The following is a 20,320-nucleotide window of genomic DNA, read 5'->3' as shown; positions in this document are numbered from 1 at the left end:
CTGGAGTGCTAAATGGGTTCAACACTCTTTATCAATATTCTACTGCCACTATAGGTTACCTGCTTATGCGTAATAATCTATACCTGAAGCTGAACTTGTTGATAAATTTGACCTTGCAAGCATATCTTCTGCTGAAATTTCATCCGTTTCAGACTCACCGCGACCATTCCCATTGCCTAGACCTTGCTCACCTTGACTATTTCCACCGTTCCCTTGTGATACTTGACCATCGGTCAACTGCATTCCCTGCTCAGCCAACATTTCCCGTAGTCTAGGCATCGCCTGTTCAACGAGCTCCCGTGTCTGATGCTGGCTCACTTGAAACTGCACCTGTGTAGTGTCACCCTGAACTTGAATGCGCACCATCATGTGACCTAACTCTGGTGGGTCGAGTCGGATCTCAGCCTGCTGGATCCCCTTGCTAACCATGGTGATTAACTGCTGATTCATCACCGGGGAGAAACGCTGGATCATCTGCTGCATTTGCGGTGCCTGTTCGCCAACAGATTTTAACGACAAGTTAAACTGAGGCAGTTCTTGGCGGCTCGCTCCCTGCTGATGAAGTTGTTGACTCTGCAATCCAGTAAAAGACTTCAGCTCCTGCGCCCCAGAATCTGTCATAGCCGATGAACCTACTTCAAGTGCGGCTTGGCTGGCTGTTGTGCGTACCGAAAGCTCCGCGCCTTTTAACTGTTCCAGCGAGGTTGGCATGTTATTAGTTGCATTATTTGCGTTCGCCCCATCAGCATTCTGGGCGGCTTTAGCTTGGTCTGCATTGACTTGATTTGCAGCTTGCCCTGCTACCTCTTTACCGAAAATATCGCGACCAGTATGTATCCCTTTTACATCGACTGCGTTAGGGCTCTTGCTGTCTGTCACCGTACTGCTGATTGCCGCTTTATCGGCCATGGTTGTCCCTTCAGCTTTATTCGCACCATCGCTCATTTCTCCGGTGCTAGGCTGTAAGGTCGAAACCGCCGCGAATTCAGGCTTTAAGCCACCGCTTGCATCAAGCATTTGACCTTGCTGTAACAGGGCTTTTAATTCTGAGGATGAAAGCTTGCTAAGTTCTTGCTCTGACAGCCCAGATTGCAGACTCAAGGCGATGAGCGCCTCATCAGATAAATCACGAACAGCTAGCTCATCGCTGGCTTGCTCTAACTTCGATGAGTCGGATTCAAGCTGCTCAGCTGATAACGGCAAACTTTCGCCGTTAACGGCAAGCTTTGAATCGCCGCCAAGGTTATTCGCTCGGTTATTCGCTAAGTTATTTGCTAAGTTAATCTGCGCAAAAATCTGACTGACATCGTCAGAGCCTGATGCTAATTCACTTGTCTCATCTTTTAATACGTCATTTGATGCTTGGCTCACTACCCCGTTTGAGGTTTGTCCACCAATAGTCTCGGGATCATCTACAGCGTCCTTCTGACTAGATGATTGAGCCTTATCGGTTTGCTGTTCGGTTTTTTGCCGTTCAGCTGCAGAGGCATAACTTGTTTTATCGACAGGCTTTTTATCGAATGCATTGTCGCTCGCCCTGTCTAGCGCAGCTGAAAAACTTCCACTATGAGAACTTGTCTTAGGTTCAGTAGACTTACTTTGACTATCAGCTACCTTTCTACTCGAATCAGGACTACTGAGTAAAACATTGGTCATCTGCTGCATTCCATCTCCATTCACTCATCAATATACATTTGGCTAGCCAACCAAATGTCAAAAATACCGCTTAATTTCGCCAATCATGGTTAGATAAAGCAATAATAATGCCAAGAATCACCACTGAAATATAAGGGGCAATGACACCTGCTCTGAGTGTAAAAAAGGAGGGACTTAGCGCAGTTTCTTACGGTAAAACTGCTGGGAGGCGAACTCGTCGACCATCTTTTGCTCGACACGTAACTCTGCAAGCCGGGCTTTTTCGGCTTTGTTTGCTAAAAGCAGTTCGACCGCTTTGCGCTTTTGCTGCTTCTCTTGCCAATGCACCTGCCTGTGCTGACGCTGATTATCTGCATCTTGCACAGCGGCAACCTGCTGTACAATGGCGGCGTCCACTTGGCGAACAAATTGATGAAACTGATGATAGTTACTGGCACTAATGCTCTGTCCCTGTTGCTGCTCCATCTGCTTCATGTAATCGAGACGATAGTTTTGCAGTGCTTCTAGCTGATTCTGGCGCTTTTGCCACTCAAGTTGAGCCGAGCGAAGCTGCAATGAAGCCTGCTCCTCCGCTTCTTGGCTAAGCTTAAGCACCATCAATAAAGGCTCGGTTCTAGCCATAGTAGATAACTTCCTTAATAGGCATTAATCCGAGGGACATTATGCTTGGCATTGAGCTCCTAACTGCGTCAGCATCAAGGTGCTGCTTTCAAAGGTCACGGAGTCTTTCATGGTTTGTCTTAAAAAGGCGTTCATAGCAGGCTGCAAACGAATCGCATTGTCGATGCGTGGATCACTGCCTTGGCTATAGGCACCAATGGAGATCAAATCCTTATTTTGTTGATACAGGGAATAAACCTGTTTCACCTTACGCATCGCCTCTAAATGCTCAGGACTTATCACCATAGGCGCGACACGACTGATTGACGCTTCGATGTCGATGGCCGGATAATGCCCTGAGTCGGCAAGACTTCGTGACAACACGATATGGCCATCGAGAATTGCCCGGGAAGCATCGGCAATTGGATCTTGCAGGTCGTCCCCTTCGGTTAATACGGTATAGAAGGCGGTAATCGAACCTTGCTTGCCACCGCCATTACCCGCACGTTCAACGAGCTTAGGTAACTTGGCAAACACCGATGGCGGATAGCCTTTAGTTGCTGGCGGCTCACCTACAGCTAGCGCAATTTCACGCTGCGCCTGAGCATAACGGGTTAAGCTGTCCATTAGTAACAACACGTTATATCCGAGATCGCGAAAGTATTCGGCGATGCGGGTTGACGTTTCACAGGCGCGAAGCCGCATCAAAGGTGAAGTATCGGCTGGCGCGGCGACAACAACCGAGCGCGCACGCCCCTCTGGGCCTAAGATCTCTTCGATAAATTCTTTTACCTCTCGGCCACGCTCGCCGACGAGTCCCACAACGATGATGTCGGCGGTGGTTCCTCGGGTCATCATGCCGAGCAGCACACTCTTACCAACCCCCGAACCGGCGAACAAGCCCATACGCTGGCCTTTACCCACTGTCAGCATAGAGTTGATGGCTCGAACGCCCACATCGAGTGGTTCACTGATAGCACGTCTTGCGAGGGGGTTAATGGCTGGGGCATGACTAGAGGCTTTCTGCTCGGTCTTTAAATTGCCTAAACCATCGATAGGTAAACCACTGCCATCGAGTACTCGTCCAAGCAGAGACAGGCCAACGTTTAAACCCGACTGCTCACCTAATGGCGTCACTTTAGCTCCCGGCAGAACGCCACGAAGCTCTTCGATAGGCATCAGATAGAGCAGCTGATCATCAAACCCGATAACTTCGGCAATCAGATCGCCCGACATGGTTTCGATGGCGCAGAGGCTACCCACGGCGGCGCGGCAACCCGTTGCCTCGAGGGTCAAGCCCACGACTCGAACCAATTGGCCGCTTGCCTCAGCCACAAATGGATGCACTTTTTGCTGATGCTGGGCTAACTTATTACGGAGTTGGTGCTGACGGGTCTGCATGCTCACCTTCATTAGCCTTAATAGCTGCGGTTGGTTGGCCACTGTCTACAGCGTTAGACTCAGGCTGCTGAACATCTAATCTTGGCTCGACAGTAGCCGCTTGTTCCTGAGCCTTAGTTTGTCTTTGCGCAAGCAAGGCGTCCTCTTGCTGCTCCTTTAACTGCTGTAGATCTTGTTGATGCTTATCTAACTCTAAAAAGACATGCTGCATACGCGTTTCGAGCGTCATATCGATATGGCTGCGACCGCTGGTAATAACGCAATCTCCGGCAGTTAAGCTGGGGTCGGCTTCGATCTCCCAACGGTTACGCTCTAGCTGGGTTTGAGAGTACAACTCAGAGATCAGCGCGTCGTCACTGGGAGTGACTCTGATGTTGACCTTCTGCTCCTTTATCGGCAAAGAGTCAACGCCCTGACGCAAGGCCGCTAAGATATGCTCAGGATAGGTTTTCAATTCATGACCAATAACCGCTTTTGCCAACGCCATTGAGGTATTGAGCAGTTCTTTCTCTATTTCGGTATCTAAAATTGATAAGGGAGCTTCAAACTGGCTCAACAGGTTCTCGAAACGTTGCAGTGCCTCGGATGCCGCCTGTAGTCCCTCTTGATAACCTTGCTGCTGGCCCTGGGAGAAACCTTCGTTATGTCCCTGTTCGAGTCCCTCTAAGCGCCCTTTTTCAAGGCCTTCGTTGTAGCCTTTTTCTTGCCCCTCAGCAAAGCCCTCTTGCTCAGCATGAGCACGAATATCCTCAATTTCACTTAATGTAGGCGGTAAGATTGATTCAACCTCAGCTTGCTCCTCAACTTGCAGTTGCAAGCTCTGACGACCGAACATATTCTGTGAGGAGGGCGCACGCTGCTGAGCAATATCTGGCAGGTCCCAATGTTCAAACTCATCACTTGTATTGATACTGGCGCCTTGTGGCTTTTTAGGGTCAGTCATTATAGAAACTCTTCACCGCCTCCACCGCCAAGCATAATCTCACCACTGTCGCTTAGGCGGCGAGCAATAGATAAGATCTCTTTCTGAGCGACTTCAACTTCACTAATTCTAATCGGCCCCATTGCTTCTAGGTCATCTCTTAGTAACTCTGCTGCACGCTTAGACATATTACTGAGTAACTTATCTTTGAGTTGATCATCGGCGCCTTTTAACGCCTTCATCAATACGTCTTGTTGAACTTCACGCAGTAGAACCTGAATGCCCATGTCATCGACATCAATGAGATTTTCAAACACAAACATCAAGTCTTGGATCTGCTGCGCCATCTCTTCATCGGATTCGCGCATCGTCTCCATCAGGTGACTCTCAACTCCAGTATCTAGATAGTTCATGATGTTTGCCGCAGCTTTTAGGCCGCCCATCTTAGCCGCCTGAGCACCACCTTGACCAGCAAACTGTTTCTCCATGATATCGTTAAGCTCTTGCAATGCGGCAGGCTGAACTTCTTCGAGGTTAGCGATCCGCATCATCAAATCTAAACGGGTATTTTCAGGGAACTGGCCAAAAATCTCTGCGGCCTGATCTGGCTCGAGGTAAGACAGAACGATAGTTTGGATCTGTGGGTGTTCATTCTGGATAATCGTCGCCACCTGACGAGCATCCATCCATTTAAGTGAATCCAAGCCTTTGGCGCCGCCGCCCATAATGATCTGCTCAATCAGGTTGCCAGCTTTGTCTTCACCTAATGCCGCCGTAAGCGCTTTGCGGACAAATTCTTCACTGTTAAAACCAATAGATGAATACTTTTGGATCTCATCGAGGAATAGCTTATGAACGCCAATGACCTTCTCTTGGCCAAAGTCCTGCATAGCCGCCATCGCCATTCCCACCTTCTGTACCTGCTTAGGCTCTAGGTGCTTTAAGATAGAGGCTGCATCACTCTCACTCAAACTTAACAGCAAAATTGCCGTTTTCTCGATGCCGCTTAAATCACTTGTCTTAAAGCCTTCTGCTTCTGACTTAGCTTCTAAATTAGTATTATTTGTCATCTTCAAGTAACCAGTTTTTCACGACTTGGGTCGATAGTTCAGGCTCATTAGCAACCAGTGCACGGATCGCTTTAATCATGTCATCATCTTTATGTAGATCTGGGATTAAAATCGAGCCATCATCGGCATAACTATATTCTGCTTCGGGGCGCTGTAACATGCCTAGCGTATCGGCTGCATATTGATCTTCGATTTCTGCAAGCTCTCCCCCCGTCTGCGGTTCATCTGGCATATTAACGCTATCTGGATAAACTAACTTCTTGAGCATTGGGCGAACAACAAACACGATTAATACGATAACCACTAACGCACCGAGTGCCAACTTAACCGCACGCCAGAACCAAGGCTCTTCCCACATTTCAAGCGCTGGCGCTTCTTCGATAAGCTGATCCATAAATGGCACTGAGACCACTTCAATAATGTCGCCACGCTGAGTGTTAAACCCCACTGCGCCCTCGAGTAAACGACGAATATTGGCTAGCTCTTGCTCGGTACGTGGTACGCGATTCACACTGCCGTCTTCCGAGACTGGACCATTCTTATAGTCAACGGCAACCGACACGCTCACGCGCCTTAAGGTGCCAACTTGCTGACGGGTATGACTAATCGTGGTGTTTAGCTCAAAATTACGAGTTGCTTCTTTGTGACTGCTACCTGAAACCTGCTTTGTAGCCTCCTCAGCATTCACCTCTTGAGGAATATCAGACTCCATTGGAGGCTGATTAGAAAGCGCACCAGGGATCCCACCACTTGAGCCCCCGGCAGAATTATTCTCAACCACCATCTCGCTGCGTAGTGCGGGCAAGTCAGGGTTATAGCGCTTAGCCGTTTGCTCTACCGCGGTAAAGTCCATGCTGACATCAACCTGAGAAGTAAAGTTTTCAGGCCCCAAGATTGGCATAAGAATCGATTCGACCTTAGTGCGGTACTCAGACTCTTTCTGCTGTACAATTTCTAGCTCGCGACGCGCTATAGCCGAACTGCCATCTTGTGTACCTGAGTTAAGCAGGCGACCATTGGCATCAGTCACGGTCACTTTATTGGGTTCAAGGTTATGTACCGCAGAGGCAACAATATCGACTATTGAGTCAATTTCTTCTTGGCTGAGGCCACTTCGACGAGTACTAACAACCACGGTAGCACTGGGCTTAGAGCGGTTGCGAGCGAAGACATTCTCTTTCGGCAAGGCTAAAATCACTTTAGCGCGAGTAACACTTTTTAACTCTTCAATGGTACGAGCGAGGTTTTGCTCTTGACTATGTTTCAGACGAGCCTGCTCCATGCGCTGACTCACGCCAAAACCACTGTCTTTATTTAGGAAGTCATTATTGGCTTCTTGGTTATCGAGCCCTTCTCGGCTTAATAACATTCTTACATCTTGAAACTTGTCTTCTGGAACTTTGACGACATCGCCTTGGATTTCATACTTAACTTTATTTTTATCTAGTACGTCCAGTACTTGCACCATCTCTGCGGTGCTCATCTGTCCAAGCGGGCGATACTCAGGCTCTTGCGCCCAAATCATCACAAAAACGGCGACAGCCAAACAGATAGCGAGGGCTAAGATCATCGTCACTTGACGTAGTAGATCGACCCCACCCAGCGCGCCCATAAAGCCCGGCTTATGTTCCTCTTGAACACCTGATGTTTGTGGGCTCGTTGCTAAACCTGAGCCTGTTCCTACAACCATTTCTGTACTCACTCTTGTACCCTGCTTTTATCTAATAAAGGCCTAAACAGGCATACTCATAATTTCTTTATAAGCTTCAACCAGCTTATTTCGCACTTGCACGGTTGCCTCGAAAGCAACGCTAGATTTTTCTCTGGCGATCACGGTATCAGATAATGTCACCGTGGTATCTCCCATATCGAGTCGAGTGGCGAGATTAGAAGCATTTGCTTGAAGTTCGCTTACATTTCCAACAGCTTGGGAGAGTAACTGACCAAAATCACTGCCAGAGGTATTTTGTACCTGACGCGTGATCCCAGTTTGAATGCTTGAAGTGCCGATCTGACCATTAAGTGACTGCATCTCTTGCAGTAAAGAATTCGCACCAATTTGCATACTTATCTCCCATGTCGATTTCTTGACGAAATATAGATATAGCTAGATAAAGCAAATAGCTTGCCAGTTTGTCAAAGGAAGGGAAAAGCTAAGAAAGGACGCTACGCTGTTAGGAAAGGCAAAGAAAGGTCCTAGGTAAAAGCAAAGACGGACAAAAATAAAAGACGAACGGCTGCGGCCTTACGGCACGTGGCTTCGCCACTACGGAACGCTGCGCTTACGGAAAAGAAAGGTTAAAGCTGAGAAGGACGCTACGCTGCTAGGACGTGACTGCGTCACTTCGAGGGCGTCGCGTTGCGACTTCTAGGGGCTAGGTGAAAGCAAAGACGATGACAGCTGAGACGAACAAGCGAAGATGAACGGCCTGCGGCCTTACGGAAAAAATAAGATCAAAAGCGACGGCATAAATGCCGACCTACAAAACTTAACTATTACACTCTTTTCCTTTGCTTATACCGTAAGCGTAGCGTTCTGTGAGTGAGCCTGCGAACGTTCCGTCTTCCGTCAGCGAAGCGTTCGTCTTAGCCTTTGATTGTATAGCAGGACGAAGTCCGCCCTAGAAGCGAAGCGCTCTCGCAGTGAGCCAGCGAACGTCCTCGAAGTGAGCCTGCGAACGTCCTCGAAGTGAGCCTGCGAACGCCCTCGCAGTGAGCCTGCGAACGTTCCGTCTTCCGTCAGCGAAGCGTTCGTCTTAGCCTTTGATTGTATAGCAGGACGAAGTCCGCCCTAGAAGCGAAGCGCTCTCGCAGTGAGCCTGCGAACGCCCTCAACTAACATCCTTCTCGGCTTTTAAGCCGGTATTTGAATACCTTGATCTCGCATTTTAGCCATCTTGTAGCGCAGGGTTCTGGCACTGATCCCCAGCTTCTCAGCCACAAGCTTACGACTGCCGCCACATTGAGAAAGAGTCTCTAAGATGATCACATGCTCTTGCGCCTTTAACTCATCGCCTAAACCGTCCAGTTCAGCGGGCTTATTACCCGCCAACGCTGGGGCGACTTCGCCAGCTAAGTCCAACTCTTGAGAGTCGATAATTATATCTGCCGCCGTCACCTTAGCCGACATAGATAAAATCAGTGCCCGCTGCACCACATTATCCAGTTCGCGCACATTACCCGGCCAGCGGTGCGCCAATAAGCGCCGTGATGCACATTCACTAAATTCTGGCACTTCATTACGGTTAGCAATCGCTGCATGGCGTTGTAGCAAGTGTCTTGCAAGAGGAAGGATATCGGCTGGACGTTGATTCAGCGCAGGCCAAGTCAGCGGAAAAACGTTAATTCTATAATACAGATCTTCTCTAAATTCACCCGATGCCGCCATCGATTTCAAGTCTCGGTTTGAGGTGGCTAACACCCGCACATCGAGCTTAATGGTTTTACGGCCGCCTAAACGCTCCACTTCACGCTCCTGCAATACTCTAAGCAACTTAGCCTGCAGCCCGACTTCCATCTCTGATATTTCATCGAGCAGCAAAGTACCGCCTTGTGCCTGTTCAAACTTGCCTGGACAGGCTTGATAAGCGCCTGTAAATGCACCTTTCTCGTAGCCAAAGAGTGTTGCTTCTAGCATGTTTTCAGGAATTGCCGCGCAGTTAATGGCAATAAACGGCTGCTCTGCGCGTTGACTGTTCTGATGGATATAACGAGCCAATACCTCTTTACCACTGCCGCTGGGTCCCAGGATCATCACCGAGGCATCGGATGCCGCGACCCTCTGAGCAAGCGCTAGCAGCGCAATACTCTTTTCATCGGCAACTATCGGCGTTCCTTCTGCCGCTTTTGCTGGCATATAACGTGAGACTTGGTTGAGTAATACCTCGGGCGAAAATGGTTTTGCTAAATAATCCACTGCACCGAGTTTCATCGCGTTAACGGCGTTATCTATGGTGGCGTACGCCGTCATCAATAATACCGGGATCTTAGGATGATGTTGCTGCATATAGTTGAGCAGACCTATACCACCTATCCCCTCCATCTGTACATCGCTAATGACCAGATCAAATGTGTTAGCTTTAAGAGACAAAATCGCCTCTTCCGCCGATGCCACATCGACACAATCGTAATGGGCCAGCATCAAGGTATCGAGTAGCGCCTCACGCAGTGAAGCATCATCCTCAACCAGTAATAACCTACCTTCAGACATGCTCATTCTCTCCTTGAGCTTCAATGTGAGCTTTATTTAGCGAAAGCAACGGGAACTTCAATGACGCAGTACAACCTTTACCTAAGTGACAAGTAAACTGCATCTTGCCACCATGATTGTTCACCACAGCTTGTACCACTGCGAGCCCTAAGCCTGTGCCTTGTGATTTAGTGGTAAAGAAAGGTTCCAGTACTTTTTGCTGCATATTGGCATCGAGCCCTTTGCCGTTATCGATAACATCAATATGTAACGCCGTTTGCGTATCATAAGCATGCAAAGTCACTTCACTGGCATCCGCTTCTAAACTGTTCATCACTAAATTGTTGATAGCGGAACAAAGCGCCGCATCATTCGCTCGAATTTTTTGCTTAGACTCATTATTAAAATGCAACCGGCAGCCTTTTTGCTCAGCAATCGGCTGGCAGTTACTCAGCACATTATCGACCACCTCTTCGATAACCAAAATCGAGTCGAGCTCTTGCTGCCGCCCCTTCGCCATTAACAGCATGTCATTGACTTGATGCTCTAGCTCATTGAGCCTGTCGACTAGCTTGCCTTGAAAGCGTTTACGCGAGTCATCAGATATCTTTGGACTGGCAAGGTTTGAGGCATATAACAGTGCAGCACTTAATGGCGTTCTCACTTGATGTGCTAATGTCGCTACCATCTTGCCTAGCGCCGATAGCCTTTGCAGGTGTGATAAGTTCTTTTGCAGTAAACGGGTTTCGGTTAGATCGGTTAATACAATTAGCTGGCCTGGCTCAGGTGTAAGCGGGGTAATTGCCAGCTTTACTCGGCGACCGTTACGCAGGGACACTTCATGACCATCATCATCCTGTGGTGAGAATGCACGATTAATGATCTGCAACCAACGCTGCCCTTCTAGAGGGGTGCCTAGAAGCTCCACCGCGACGGGGTTAGCCTCGGTAACGATACCATCACCACTGATAATCACCACGCCAGAGGGCATCGCCTGCAGGATATGATCCATACGATTAGACATATTCGCGGCTTGTTGTACATCAACCACTTGCGGGCGCTTCGGTGCTCTTGTACTAGCAAGATTCCCATCGAGTTGAGACTGTGGAATAGCGGACATGGTGACCCCGTCAAAAAAACTGCATTTGCAGGGGTTAAAGCAGGATTTGTGCCAGTTGTTTTTAAAAGAAGGACGCTTCGCTGCTAGGACGTGACTGCGTCACTGCGAGGGCGTCGCGTTGCTCCTTCTAGATTCTAGGGGAAAGCTAAGACGATACAAGCTAAAGATGAACGGCCTGCGGCCTGACGGAACGTTCGCAAGCTCACTCACAGATAAGGCTCTAGGGCGTTCGCAAGCTCACTGCGAGGACGCTTCGCTTACGGAAAACATTAAAGCAAAGAAACTGGGTCACTTATAAATCCTACAGAGTAAGTTTTGTAGGTTGGGCTTTAGCCCATCAAAATATAAGGAACACTCAAAAAGTGACGGCATAAATGCCGACCTACGTTAAAAGAAGGTTCTAGGTTCTAGGAAAAGCAGGTTCTGTTAAAACAAAGGCGAACAAGCTAAGACGAACGGCCTGCGGCCTGACGGAACGCTTCGCTTACGGAAAAGCTTAAAAGATTAAAGTGAAGGCAGTAAAAAGCCAGAAGACTCAGCTTCTGGCTTATTCACGAAAAATCTTAGCTTAAATCGTCTTTGCTTGACCGTCTCAGCTTTAACCGTCTCAGCTTTAACCGTCTTAGCTTTAACCGTCTTAGCTTTAACCATCTTAGCTTTAACCGTCTTTGCTTAAACCGTCCCAGCTTTAACCGTCTCAGCTTTAACCGTCTCAGCTTTAACCGTCTCAGCTTTAACCGTCTCAGCTTTAACCATCTTAGCTTGAACCGTCTTCGCTTGACCGTCTCAGCTTGAACCGTCTTAGCTTGAACCATCTTAGCTTTAACCGTCTTAGCTTTAACCGTCTTTGCTTAAACCGTCCCAGCTTTAACCATCTCAGCTTTAACCGTCTCAGCTTTAACCGTCTCAGCTTTAACCGTCTCAGCTTTAACCGTCTCAGCTTTAACCGTCTCAGCTTTAACCGTCTTAGCTTGTGCTTTTCCTAGAATCTAGAAGCGCAGCGCCCTCGAAGTGAGCCTGCGAACGCCCTAGAACCTATCTTTTAGCCCTAATCTTTACTCAAGCCGTATTTACGCATTTTTTCAACTAAGGTGGTACGACGGATACCGAGCATCTCTGCGGCGCGAGCGACTACGCTGTCTTGCTGATCGAGCGCTTGTCTTATCATATCGATTTCAAGCTCTGCCAGTAAGTCCTTAAGGTTTACCCCTTCAGGTGGCAGTTCACTTGGGAATCGCGTTTCTGGGATCTCAATTGGCTCTTCATCATTAAAGATAGAAGCTAAAGCATCACGCTCCTGCTGCTCTTCACTGATCTCGACACAATACTCAGGCACATCGATATGGCGATACTTTATAGGCAAATCATTGACATCGACTAAGCCGCCAGGATAAAGAATCGTTAAACGTTCAACCAGATTCGACAGCTCACGCACGTTACCGGACCAAGCATGCTCCTTCAGCGACTCGATTGCGCGCTGAGTAAAACGAACACGACCTCGTCCTTCGTTATACACTCGGCTGACTAACTCTTGTAACAACAGCGGAATATCTTCTTTGCGCTCACACAAAGCGGGCATTTCGACTGGAAACACATTCAGGCGATAATAGAGATCTTCTCGAAAATCCCCTTTCTCAATCATGGTTTCTAAATTTCTATGGGTCGCAGCGACCACTCGCACATCGGCAGAGATAGACTTACTGCCACCGACACGCTCGAACATACGCTCTTGCAGAACACGTAATAACTTAACTTGCATCTGCAGTGGCATATCGCCAATTTCATCGAGAAACAGTGTGCCTTTCTCTGCAAGCTCGAAGCGGCCTTTGCGGGCACTAATGGCACCGGTAAACGAGCCTTTTTCATGGCCGAAGAGTTCACTTTCCAATAGTTCTGGGGGAATAGCCCCACAGTTAACCGGAATAAACGGCCCATCACGGCGATCTGAAATATAGTGAATATTGCGAGCGACAACCTCTTTACCTGTACCGGACTGGCCAAGTATGAGCACTGTGGCATCAGAACCTGCCACCTGATTAATCAGGTGACGAACATTAGCTATGCCTTCGCTACGTCCCACTAAACTTCTAAATAATTTAGTCTGATTCGCACTAGTTGGGATCTCTGGGCGCTTAACCTGCCCATAAACCTGACAAAAGTGGAGTAGTTCAGTTAATTGAGGATAATTTAAAGGTTCTTCGATGCAGCCGAGAATATTCGACGCTTTAATGTCGTCTCTTTCCCCTAGCATCAAAAAAGGTTGCCAAGGGAGCATACCAGTCAAAGACTGAATAAGTTCTTTAGGTTGGTTCTCAGAAGGTAAAACAATCGCGCGAAAGCGAGTTTGTTTAGTATGCATCTCAAGTTTATCGAAATCGATCAACTCGACCTGCTCTCCTAAAAACTCAAATACGCACGACAAGCGATTAATTCGCTCAGACTGGTTACCTACAAGTAGAATTCGTTGATCTGTTTGCATCATTCCGAAGGCCGTTAGGCTCAAATATTTCAGCGCATTAATTATTGGTGTTCGTTGCTTTTCTAAAGCTAATTTTTCAAGCCAGTAGTTATCTAATGCTGATTATCAAATATCTACCAAATAGAATAGTGTATTATCAGCCCGTTATTAGCAAGCCCCTGATGAATTTTATGAGGAGCAGACTAAGTTTTAGGTTAAAAACTCTACTTTACAATCAGTAGTTAGACGTATTTTTGACGGGTGACAAAAAGGAGTGCATTAACACTCCTATTAAACAACGAACGAAAATCTAAGCCAACGTCTAAATAAAACAATTAGTTCTGTGAAGTTAACTCATGCAGATCGCTAGGGATTGTATCCCACGCTTCCTTGATAGTGCGCAAGATATCGCTTGCATCATCGATCGCTTTGACATCATTATTCACATTTGCATCGCTGATCCTCTGCAACATGAAGTCATAAAGAGCACTTAAATTGCCAGCAACATCACCTTCGGCTTCCATATTCAAACTACTATTTAAGCCAGCGACAATACTTATCGCTTTGCCTAAACTCACGCCTTTAAGCTCAAGGTTATTCTGCTCAATGGCATAGCGCCCCTGAGCTAAGCGCTCTAAAGCTCCGGCAAACATCATCTGAATGACCTTATGCGGTGAAGCCACAGCAATACTGCTATCTAACGAGACCTTACGATATGATTGAAGCGAACCTCTCATAAATACCTACCTATTTGAACCAATTGTCTTGTAAAGATTTGTTTGACGTCTGCCCTTACGTAATGCCCCTAATAAAGCTTCTCGATCGGCAAGGACTTTGCGTGCTCTCGACTCGATACTTTGCGTATGCTCTGCAAGTTGTTGTAGATAAGACCTATCTTGAAATTGGTCATCTTTCACTATTTGAGCAATCAAAATTTGACGGGCACCGATACTTTCCTGCAATTTAGATACCAAGGTGTCACTTTCATCATCCTCAAACAGCGTTTTTTCTAAATTACCTAAAAGCTCTGATAACGCACTATCGATTTTTGATAACTCAATCGGGAGGGTTTGCGTGTTTAATTGTGAGCTAAACTCTGGTGAATCTTTCTGTGAATTTGTCATCGAGTGACTCTCATCTGGCTAGGTCTGATAGGCAACAAAGGCGTAGCCTAGCTAACGCCTTTGACCATACAAGTGTAAACGGGCAAAAGATACTGAACAATATCCGACAGAACGCCTAATCCTGTGGCACCATTCCAGGCAGAGAATTGAGACGATTGAACAGATCACTAGACTGTTGGTTCAGACTCGCGACCATTAAGTCCATAGCATTAAACTGAGCAAACAAACGAGTTTCATACGCCGCCATCTTGCGTGCTAATTGCTCACGGCTATCAGTGATACGGTCGACTTGATTATCTAAAGTTTCGTCGCGACTATCTAAGGTTCCACCCGACTGCACATAAGTTTCAACCAAACCGTCCAGTTTGGCAGCAAGCCCAGTGTCTTCTGCGCTAAACATCTCGCGAATTTGCGACATATCAGAATCTAATGCTTTATCTAAAATATCTTCATCGATTTCAAGTGTGCCTTGCTGAGTGGTTTTAACACCAATATTTGCCAGCATAGTAGTGCCATCAGCGGTATCGAAGCTACTCGATAACACACCGCGTAGCTGACTCTGAATACTACGGATCATCGAGTCACCCTGTAAAATACCGGCAGTTTCTGTTTCAGCATCATAACTCGACAAGTCTGAAATCGTGCCCATCAGGTCATTATAAGACTCAACAAAGCCCTCTACGCTCTTCTTTACTGAATCGGTATCGGGGGAGATGGTTAGCGTAGTACTTTTAGATAGGTCTTCATCTTTAAGGGTTAAACTCACACCGGTAATCACGTTCTCGACTTCATTACTGCCCGACGTCACCTTTAAACCATCGACATACAACACTGCATCTTTCGCCGCGCTAAGCTCTGTCATGGTAAAAGTGTCACTCAAGCCTGTACCGCCATCAGTGTCAGTTGCAGTGACGGTAATGTTATTAGCCGTACCGGTTTCATCTGATGTCATTACTAATTGAGGGCCATTATCACCATTGATGATAGTCGCGGTAACACCAACGTTATCTTCGGCATCATTGATTTTTTGCATTACGGTTTCGAGGGAATCACCGGCTTCAACGCTAATAGTAAAATCTTTACCGTCAACACCCAAAGTCAACGAGCCTTCACCTAAGGCCGCTGTCGCATCTGCCACTGCTGCAGAGCCAATTTTTTGACTTTCAGCTAATTGTTCAACTTCAATTTTATAGCTACCGGCGACAGCAGTTTCATCCGCTGTTGCACTGATAAAATCTTTATTAGATAACTCAACCTTACGGGCAATAAAGGTATCTGGATCCGTAAGCTTTTCGAGGCTATCTTGAAACTCTGTTAACGCACTTTTTAGTGAGCCAATTCCTGATATTTGAGCGTTAAGTCTGCCCTCATCGGCATCAAACTTGGCAACCTTTGGATCGTTCTCAGCCCCAACCAGCGCCGACACAATGCCATTGATATCCATTCCAGAACCAATACCAACCGATGTTAATCCCATGACAACCTCAACTTAAAACTATAAATTCTGATTAATTTGAACGTTAGTGCTCGACTACACTTGAGTCGACATCAACAAGCCATCCATTTCAGCTATTTTTTCATGCAATTTTACAGCCAATTCTAACGCTTCTTCGTTAGGGATCTGTCTAATGAGTTCGCCAGTGTCGATATCAACCACACTAACAACCTGCTCTCCTAAAGACTCATCAAGCTTAAAAGCCAGCCCTTTTCGCAGCATAGACATCATATCAGATAACTCGATCACGACAGACTCCATCTGTTCAACTGACTCACTCTGTGATGACTCTTCTGATTTATCGCCCTTATCGGCAGCATTTATCTCATTGACATGAGTAACAGAGCGAACACCACTTAATTCACTCGCTTTATTTGCGCTATCTCTCTGCGCGGAAACGGCAACGTCAACTGCTACAGGTGGGATAGTGGCTACAGGGTTATTAGTTACATTGACATCCATCTCTTCACTCCTGTGTTTTAGATTTCCTATGACTTTTAGTCACTGCTTTTAGTCATTTAATTAGTGACTTATCTCGTGACCTAATAAATGTGAGCCGATACTAAACAATAAAGGGAGAGCCGATTACGACCCTCCCTTATAACATCAGCAATACTGAGTCATCATCCTACTTAAAAACAAAGCTTTCACTTTGAACCTTATAGTAGTGATAGTGCTGCTTGCGGTAACTGGTTAGCCTGTGCAAGCATTGCAGAAGAGGTTTGCGATAGAATTTGCTGCTTAGTCAGCTCGGCAGTTTCTTTGGCAAAGTCGACATCCTGAATACGGCTACGTGCATCAGATACGTTAGACTGAATGTTGCTTAGGTTGTTGATGGTAAAGTTCATACGGTTTTGCACCGCACCTAAGTCTGCACGTTGACTATCGATTTGTGAGATTGCCGCATCGATAGTTGAGATCGCGCTTTGAGCACCCGCTTCAGTGGTTAAGTCGATATCATTAACTGTTACGCTACCAGAATCATCAGCACCTAGCGCTAACGGTGTAGTAGGTGCAGTCGTTGTACCATCATCGATTTTTCTCGTCATGGTCAAGGTGTCACCGTTATTCGCAACACCACCAAAGGTCACATCAGTACCGTCAGAGGTTGCAATAACACCAGTGCTCGTACTTGCTCCGCCTAGCGCTGTGTTAATTGCAGCAGCCATAGTGTCAGCATCCGTTACACCAGTTAAGTCAACTGTAATTGCTTCTGCACTCCCGCCAGCAGGCGTATATGAGAATGCAATCTCACCGCTACCTGTACCACCAGTAACTGTTGCTGTAATTTCTGCAGCCGTTAATGCACCAGCTACTGTTTTACCCGATGTACCTAACTGATCTGCTGAGATGTCAGACAGAGATAATGAGATGGTCTCATTAGCGTTGGCACCTACTTGGAAGTTCTGCGTGCCATAAGTACCGTCAAGTAACTTCTGACCACCGAATGAGGTGGTATCAGAAATACGGGTCAATTCAGCATTAAGTGATGTAATCTCTTTTTGCATCGCTGCACGGTCATCGGCAGAGTTTGAACCGTTAGCCGACTGTAGAGAAAGGTCACGCATACGCTGCAGGATATTAGTTGACTCTTGCATCGCACCTTCAGCAGTTTGTGCGATAGAGATACCGTCGTTAGCATTACGCATTGCAACGCCGATACCGTTAATTTGGCTGGTCATACGGTTCGAGATCTGTAGACCCGCCGCATCGTCTTTCGCGCTGTTAATGCGCAGACCTGATGATAAACGCTCCATTGAGGTTTGTACGTTAGAGTTGGCACTGTTTAGGTTGCCCTGTGCCCGCATTGATGTCACGTTAGTGTTTACTGAAATAGCCATTATTAATTCCCTCTTACCTTACTCTAGACTGCACTAAAACAATGGTTTAATTACAGTGCTTTAATTAATGCCTGTCTTGGTAAAGTCAGGCGAATCATCTTGGTTACAATATATATAACGGCAGAGGGATTTTAAGCTTTAGACTTTTTTTTGTTTTTTTTTGCTAAATGGAAAAGGTTGACAATTAAAGCATTTAAATCAACAACTTACAACTCACCAGCGTGTCATGTGTTAGATGCTAGAGCGCTTCGCTGCTAGGACGCGGCTTCGCCACGGCGAGAGCGGGCTCCGCCCTGCGATACAAGCAAAACTGTAGGTTCCCCCTAGCAATAAAGGCTATTGAATGCACTTCCACTACGTGCCCTTCGTGAAGGCAAAGCGCTCCGTGGTTAAGATTAACTCTTAAACAAAAAGCCTATTCACCACGAAGGACACAGAGGGTTGCGCTACACGAAGAAAAGCAGTCACAAATCTAGAAAAATGCTCTAGTCTTTCGCTCCCCACACTTCTTCGTGTCCTCCGTGAAAGCAAAACGCTCCGTGGTAAAAATTAGCTCTTAAACAAAAAGCCTATTCACCACGAAGGGCACAGAGGGCTCCGCTACACGAAGAAAAGCAGTCACGAATTCTAGAAAAATGCCCTAGTCTTTCGCTTCCCACACTTCTTCGTGTCCTCCGTGAAAGCGAAGCCTTTGTGGTAACAAATCTCTCTTAAACGCTGTAAACCAAAAAGCTAAAGCCTATTCACCACAGAGGGCACAGTCGGCTGCGCAGCCCCAAGAAAGGCAGTAGCAAGATTAAGTCAACTAAGGGGGAGGTGTTAATAGGTAAAAGAGATAAAAACTAGAGCTGAACTGTTGCCATGGAAAGAAAAAAGCAACAGCTAAACCCACTAAGGGTCTTGCTGTTGCTTTTATAGCATCTAGCAGGAGCGGAGTGACGCTCTCGCCGTGGCGAAGTCACGCCCTAGAGTCTTCTCAACCCTTACCATGCAGCGACAAAGTCGCGCTAGACTTGCTTTACGTAAGCGCAGCGTTCCGTCATCCGCAGGCCGTTCCTCTTTAAGTCTTTGCCTTAATCTATTCAGTATTAACCTAGAAGTGACAAGGCTGTTTGCGGCAACTGGTTAGCCTGTGCAAGCATTGCTGAAGAGGTTTGCGATAGAATCTGCTGCTTAGTCAGCTCGGCAGTTTCTTTGGCAAAGTCGACATCCTGAATACGGCTACGTGCATCAGATACGTTAGACTGAATGTTACTGAGGTTATTGATGGTAAAACTCATACGATTTTGCACCGCACCTAAGTCAGCTCGTTGACTATCAATCTGAGTAATTGCCGCATCAATCGTTGCTATGGCACTCTGTGCACCCGCCTCAGTGGTCAAGTTGATACCATCGATTGTCGTCTGTTGTGAGTCATCTGCACCTAACGCTAACGGTGTAGTAGGTGCAGTCGTTGTACCATCATCGATTTTTCTCGTCATGGTCAAGGTGTCACCGTTATTCGCAACACCACCAAAGGTCACATCAGTACCGTCAGAGGTTGCAATAACACCAGTGCTCGTACTTGCTCCGCCTAGCGCTGTGTTAATTGCAGCAGCCATAGTGTCAGCATCCGTTACACCAGTTAAGTCAACTGTAATTGCTTCTGCACTCCCGCCAGCAGGCGTATATGAGAATGCAATTTCACCGCTACCTGTACCACCAGTAACTGTTGCTGTAATTTCTGCAGCCGTTAATGCACCAGCTACTGTTTTACCCGATGTACCCAACTGATCTGCTGAGATGTCAGACAGAGTTAATGAGATGGTCTCATTGGCATTTGCACCAACCTGGAAGTTCTGTGTGCCGTAACTGCCATCTAACAATTTCTGTCCACCAAAAGAGGTGGTATCTGAGATACGGGTTAATTCAGCTTGCAGTGACGTCATCTCTTTTTGCATCGCTTCACGATCTTCTACAGAGTTTGATCCGTTTGCCGATTGCAGTGATAAGTCACGCATACGCTGCAAAATGTTAGTCGACTCTTGCATCGCACCTTCTGCAGTTTGCGCAATAGAGATACCGTCGTTGGCGTTACGCATTGCCACACCGATACCGTTAATTTGGCTGGTCATACGGTTAGAGATCTGTAGACCAGCAGCATCGTCTTTCGCACTGTTGATGCGTAGACCTGAAGACAACCGCTCCATCGAGGTTTGCGTGCTCGAGTTGGCGCTATTTAGGTTGTTCTGCGTTCTCATCGATGTGACGTTAGTATTAACGCTAATAGCCATCTTGTAATCCTCTTCTTAGTTGGTCGCCAAGACTAGATACTTGGCTAAAATTGTTAATAGTAAAACTTGTATGGCTTACTGCTGTTTAAAATGAATCCGACTCCCTTGTCTCATCATTAAGCATTTAGCTGTGCAGTAATTCCAATAAACTGCAGGCTAAATTTAGGCTTG

The 20,320-nt window shown here is 46.9% G+C and carries 17 protein-coding genes; all 17 read right to left on the bottom strand.

What is annotated here, in order from left to right:
- Positions 1 to 63: 63 nt before the first annotated feature.
- The 17 genes from K5Q92_RS09680 to K5Q92_RS09600 all read right to left on the bottom strand — a co-directional run bounded on the left by K5Q92_RS09680 (position 64) and on the right by K5Q92_RS09600 (position 20,149).
- The gene (locus K5Q92_RS09680) at positions 64 to 1,665 is read right to left on the bottom strand and encodes a flagellar hook-length control protein FliK (RefSeq protein WP_220768799.1); all 1,602 of its coding nucleotides are present in this window, start codon (positions 1,663 to 1,665) and stop codon (positions 64 to 66) included.
- Positions 1,666 to 1,830: 165 nt separating this feature from the next.
- Complete coding sequence (fliJ, locus tag K5Q92_RS09675; protein WP_220768798.1) at positions 1,831 to 2,277, bottom strand: flagellar export protein FliJ; 447 nt, start codon at positions 2,275 to 2,277, stop codon at positions 1,831 to 1,833.
- Positions 2,278 to 2,316: 39 nt separating this feature from the next.
- Positions 2,317 to 3,657: a flagellar protein export ATPase FliI gene (gene fliI / locus K5Q92_RS09670; protein WP_220768837.1), complete on the bottom strand. Its 1,341-nt coding sequence runs from the start codon at positions 3,655 to 3,657 to the stop codon at positions 2,317 to 2,319.
- On the bottom strand, positions 3,629 to 4,600 hold the full coding sequence (gene fliH, locus K5Q92_RS09665) for a flagellar assembly protein FliH (RefSeq protein ID WP_220768797.1): 972 nt from the start codon (positions 4,598 to 4,600) through the stop codon (positions 3,629 to 3,631). The genes fliI and fliH overlap by 29 nt, the downstream gene beginning before the upstream one ends.
- A complete protein-coding gene (gene fliG, locus K5Q92_RS09660; RefSeq protein WP_220768796.1) occupies positions 4,600 to 5,649 on the bottom strand; it encodes a flagellar motor switch protein FliG in 1,050 nt (349 codons plus the stop codon). The genes fliH and fliG overlap by 1 nt, the downstream gene beginning before the upstream one ends.
- Positions 5,639 to 7,339: a flagellar basal-body MS-ring/collar protein FliF gene (gene fliF / locus K5Q92_RS09655; protein ID WP_220768836.1), complete on the bottom strand. Its 1,701-nt coding sequence runs from the start codon at positions 7,337 to 7,339 to the stop codon at positions 5,639 to 5,641. Before fliF ends, fliG begins: the two co-directional genes overlap by 11 nt.
- Positions 7,340 to 7,381: 42 nt before the next feature.
- Positions 7,382 to 7,714 carry a flagellar hook-basal body complex protein FliE gene (fliE, locus tag K5Q92_RS09650; protein WP_220768795.1) on the bottom strand — a complete coding sequence of 111 codons (333 nt, stop codon included), beginning with the start codon at positions 7,712 to 7,714 and terminating at the stop codon, positions 7,382 to 7,384.
- Positions 7,715 to 8,503: 789 nt separating this feature from the next.
- Positions 8,504 to 9,859: a sigma-54 dependent transcriptional regulator gene (locus K5Q92_RS09645; protein ID WP_220768794.1), complete on the bottom strand. Its 1,356-nt coding sequence runs from the start codon at positions 9,857 to 9,859 to the stop codon at positions 8,504 to 8,506.
- A complete protein-coding gene (locus K5Q92_RS09640; RefSeq protein WP_220768793.1) occupies positions 9,852 to 10,958 on the bottom strand; it encodes a PAS domain-containing sensor histidine kinase in 1,107 nt (368 codons plus the stop codon). The genes K5Q92_RS09645 and K5Q92_RS09640 overlap by 8 nt, the downstream gene beginning before the upstream one ends.
- Positions 10,959 to 11,462: 504 nt before the next feature.
- On the bottom strand, positions 11,463 to 11,609 hold the full coding sequence (locus K5Q92_RS09635) for a hypothetical protein (RefSeq protein ID WP_220768792.1): 147 nt from the start codon (positions 11,607 to 11,609) through the stop codon (positions 11,463 to 11,465).
- Between the two features lie 397 nt (positions 11,610 to 12,006).
- Positions 12,007 to 13,440 (bottom strand): sigma-54-dependent Fis family transcriptional regulator, encoded by a 1,434-nt coding sequence (locus tag K5Q92_RS09630; RefSeq protein ID WP_308443582.1) that lies wholly within the window; start codon positions 13,438 to 13,440, stop codon positions 12,007 to 12,009.
- Between the two features lie 311 nt (positions 13,441 to 13,751).
- The gene (gene fliS, locus K5Q92_RS09625) at positions 13,752 to 14,153 is read right to left on the bottom strand and encodes a flagellar export chaperone FliS (RefSeq protein WP_220768791.1); all 402 of its coding nucleotides are present in this window, start codon (positions 14,151 to 14,153) and stop codon (positions 13,752 to 13,754) included.
- Positions 14,154 to 14,159: 6 nt separating this feature from the next.
- A complete protein-coding gene (locus K5Q92_RS09620) occupies positions 14,160 to 14,540 on the bottom strand; it encodes a flagella biosynthesis chaperone for FliD, FliT (RefSeq protein ID WP_220768790.1) in 381 nt (126 codons plus the stop codon).
- Positions 14,541 to 14,655: 115 nt separating this feature from the next.
- On the bottom strand, positions 14,656 to 16,017 hold the full coding sequence (fliD, locus tag K5Q92_RS09615) for a flagellar filament capping protein FliD (protein ID WP_220768789.1): 1,362 nt from the start codon (positions 16,015 to 16,017) through the stop codon (positions 14,656 to 14,658).
- Positions 16,018 to 16,071: 54 nt separating this feature from the next.
- Positions 16,072 to 16,497 (bottom strand): flagellar protein FlaG, encoded by a 426-nt coding sequence (locus K5Q92_RS09610; protein WP_220768788.1) that lies wholly within the window; start codon positions 16,495 to 16,497, stop codon positions 16,072 to 16,074.
- Positions 16,498 to 16,694: 197 nt separating this feature from the next.
- A complete protein-coding gene (locus tag K5Q92_RS09605) occupies positions 16,695 to 17,876 on the bottom strand; it encodes a flagellin (RefSeq protein ID WP_220768787.1) in 1,182 nt (393 codons plus the stop codon).
- Positions 17,877 to 18,964: 1,088 nt separating this feature from the next.
- Positions 18,965 to 20,149: a flagellin gene (locus K5Q92_RS09600; RefSeq protein ID WP_220768786.1), complete on the bottom strand. Its 1,185-nt coding sequence runs from the start codon at positions 20,147 to 20,149 to the stop codon at positions 18,965 to 18,967.
- Positions 20,150 to 20,320 lie beyond the last annotated feature (171 nt).

This window comes from Shewanella sp. MBTL60-007 (assembly GCF_019654915.1).
GTDB lineage: Bacteria > Pseudomonadota > Gammaproteobacteria > Enterobacterales > Shewanellaceae > Shewanella.
Note: the sequence above shows the minus strand (reverse complement) of the source record. Positions and strands in the feature narration are given on the sequence as shown.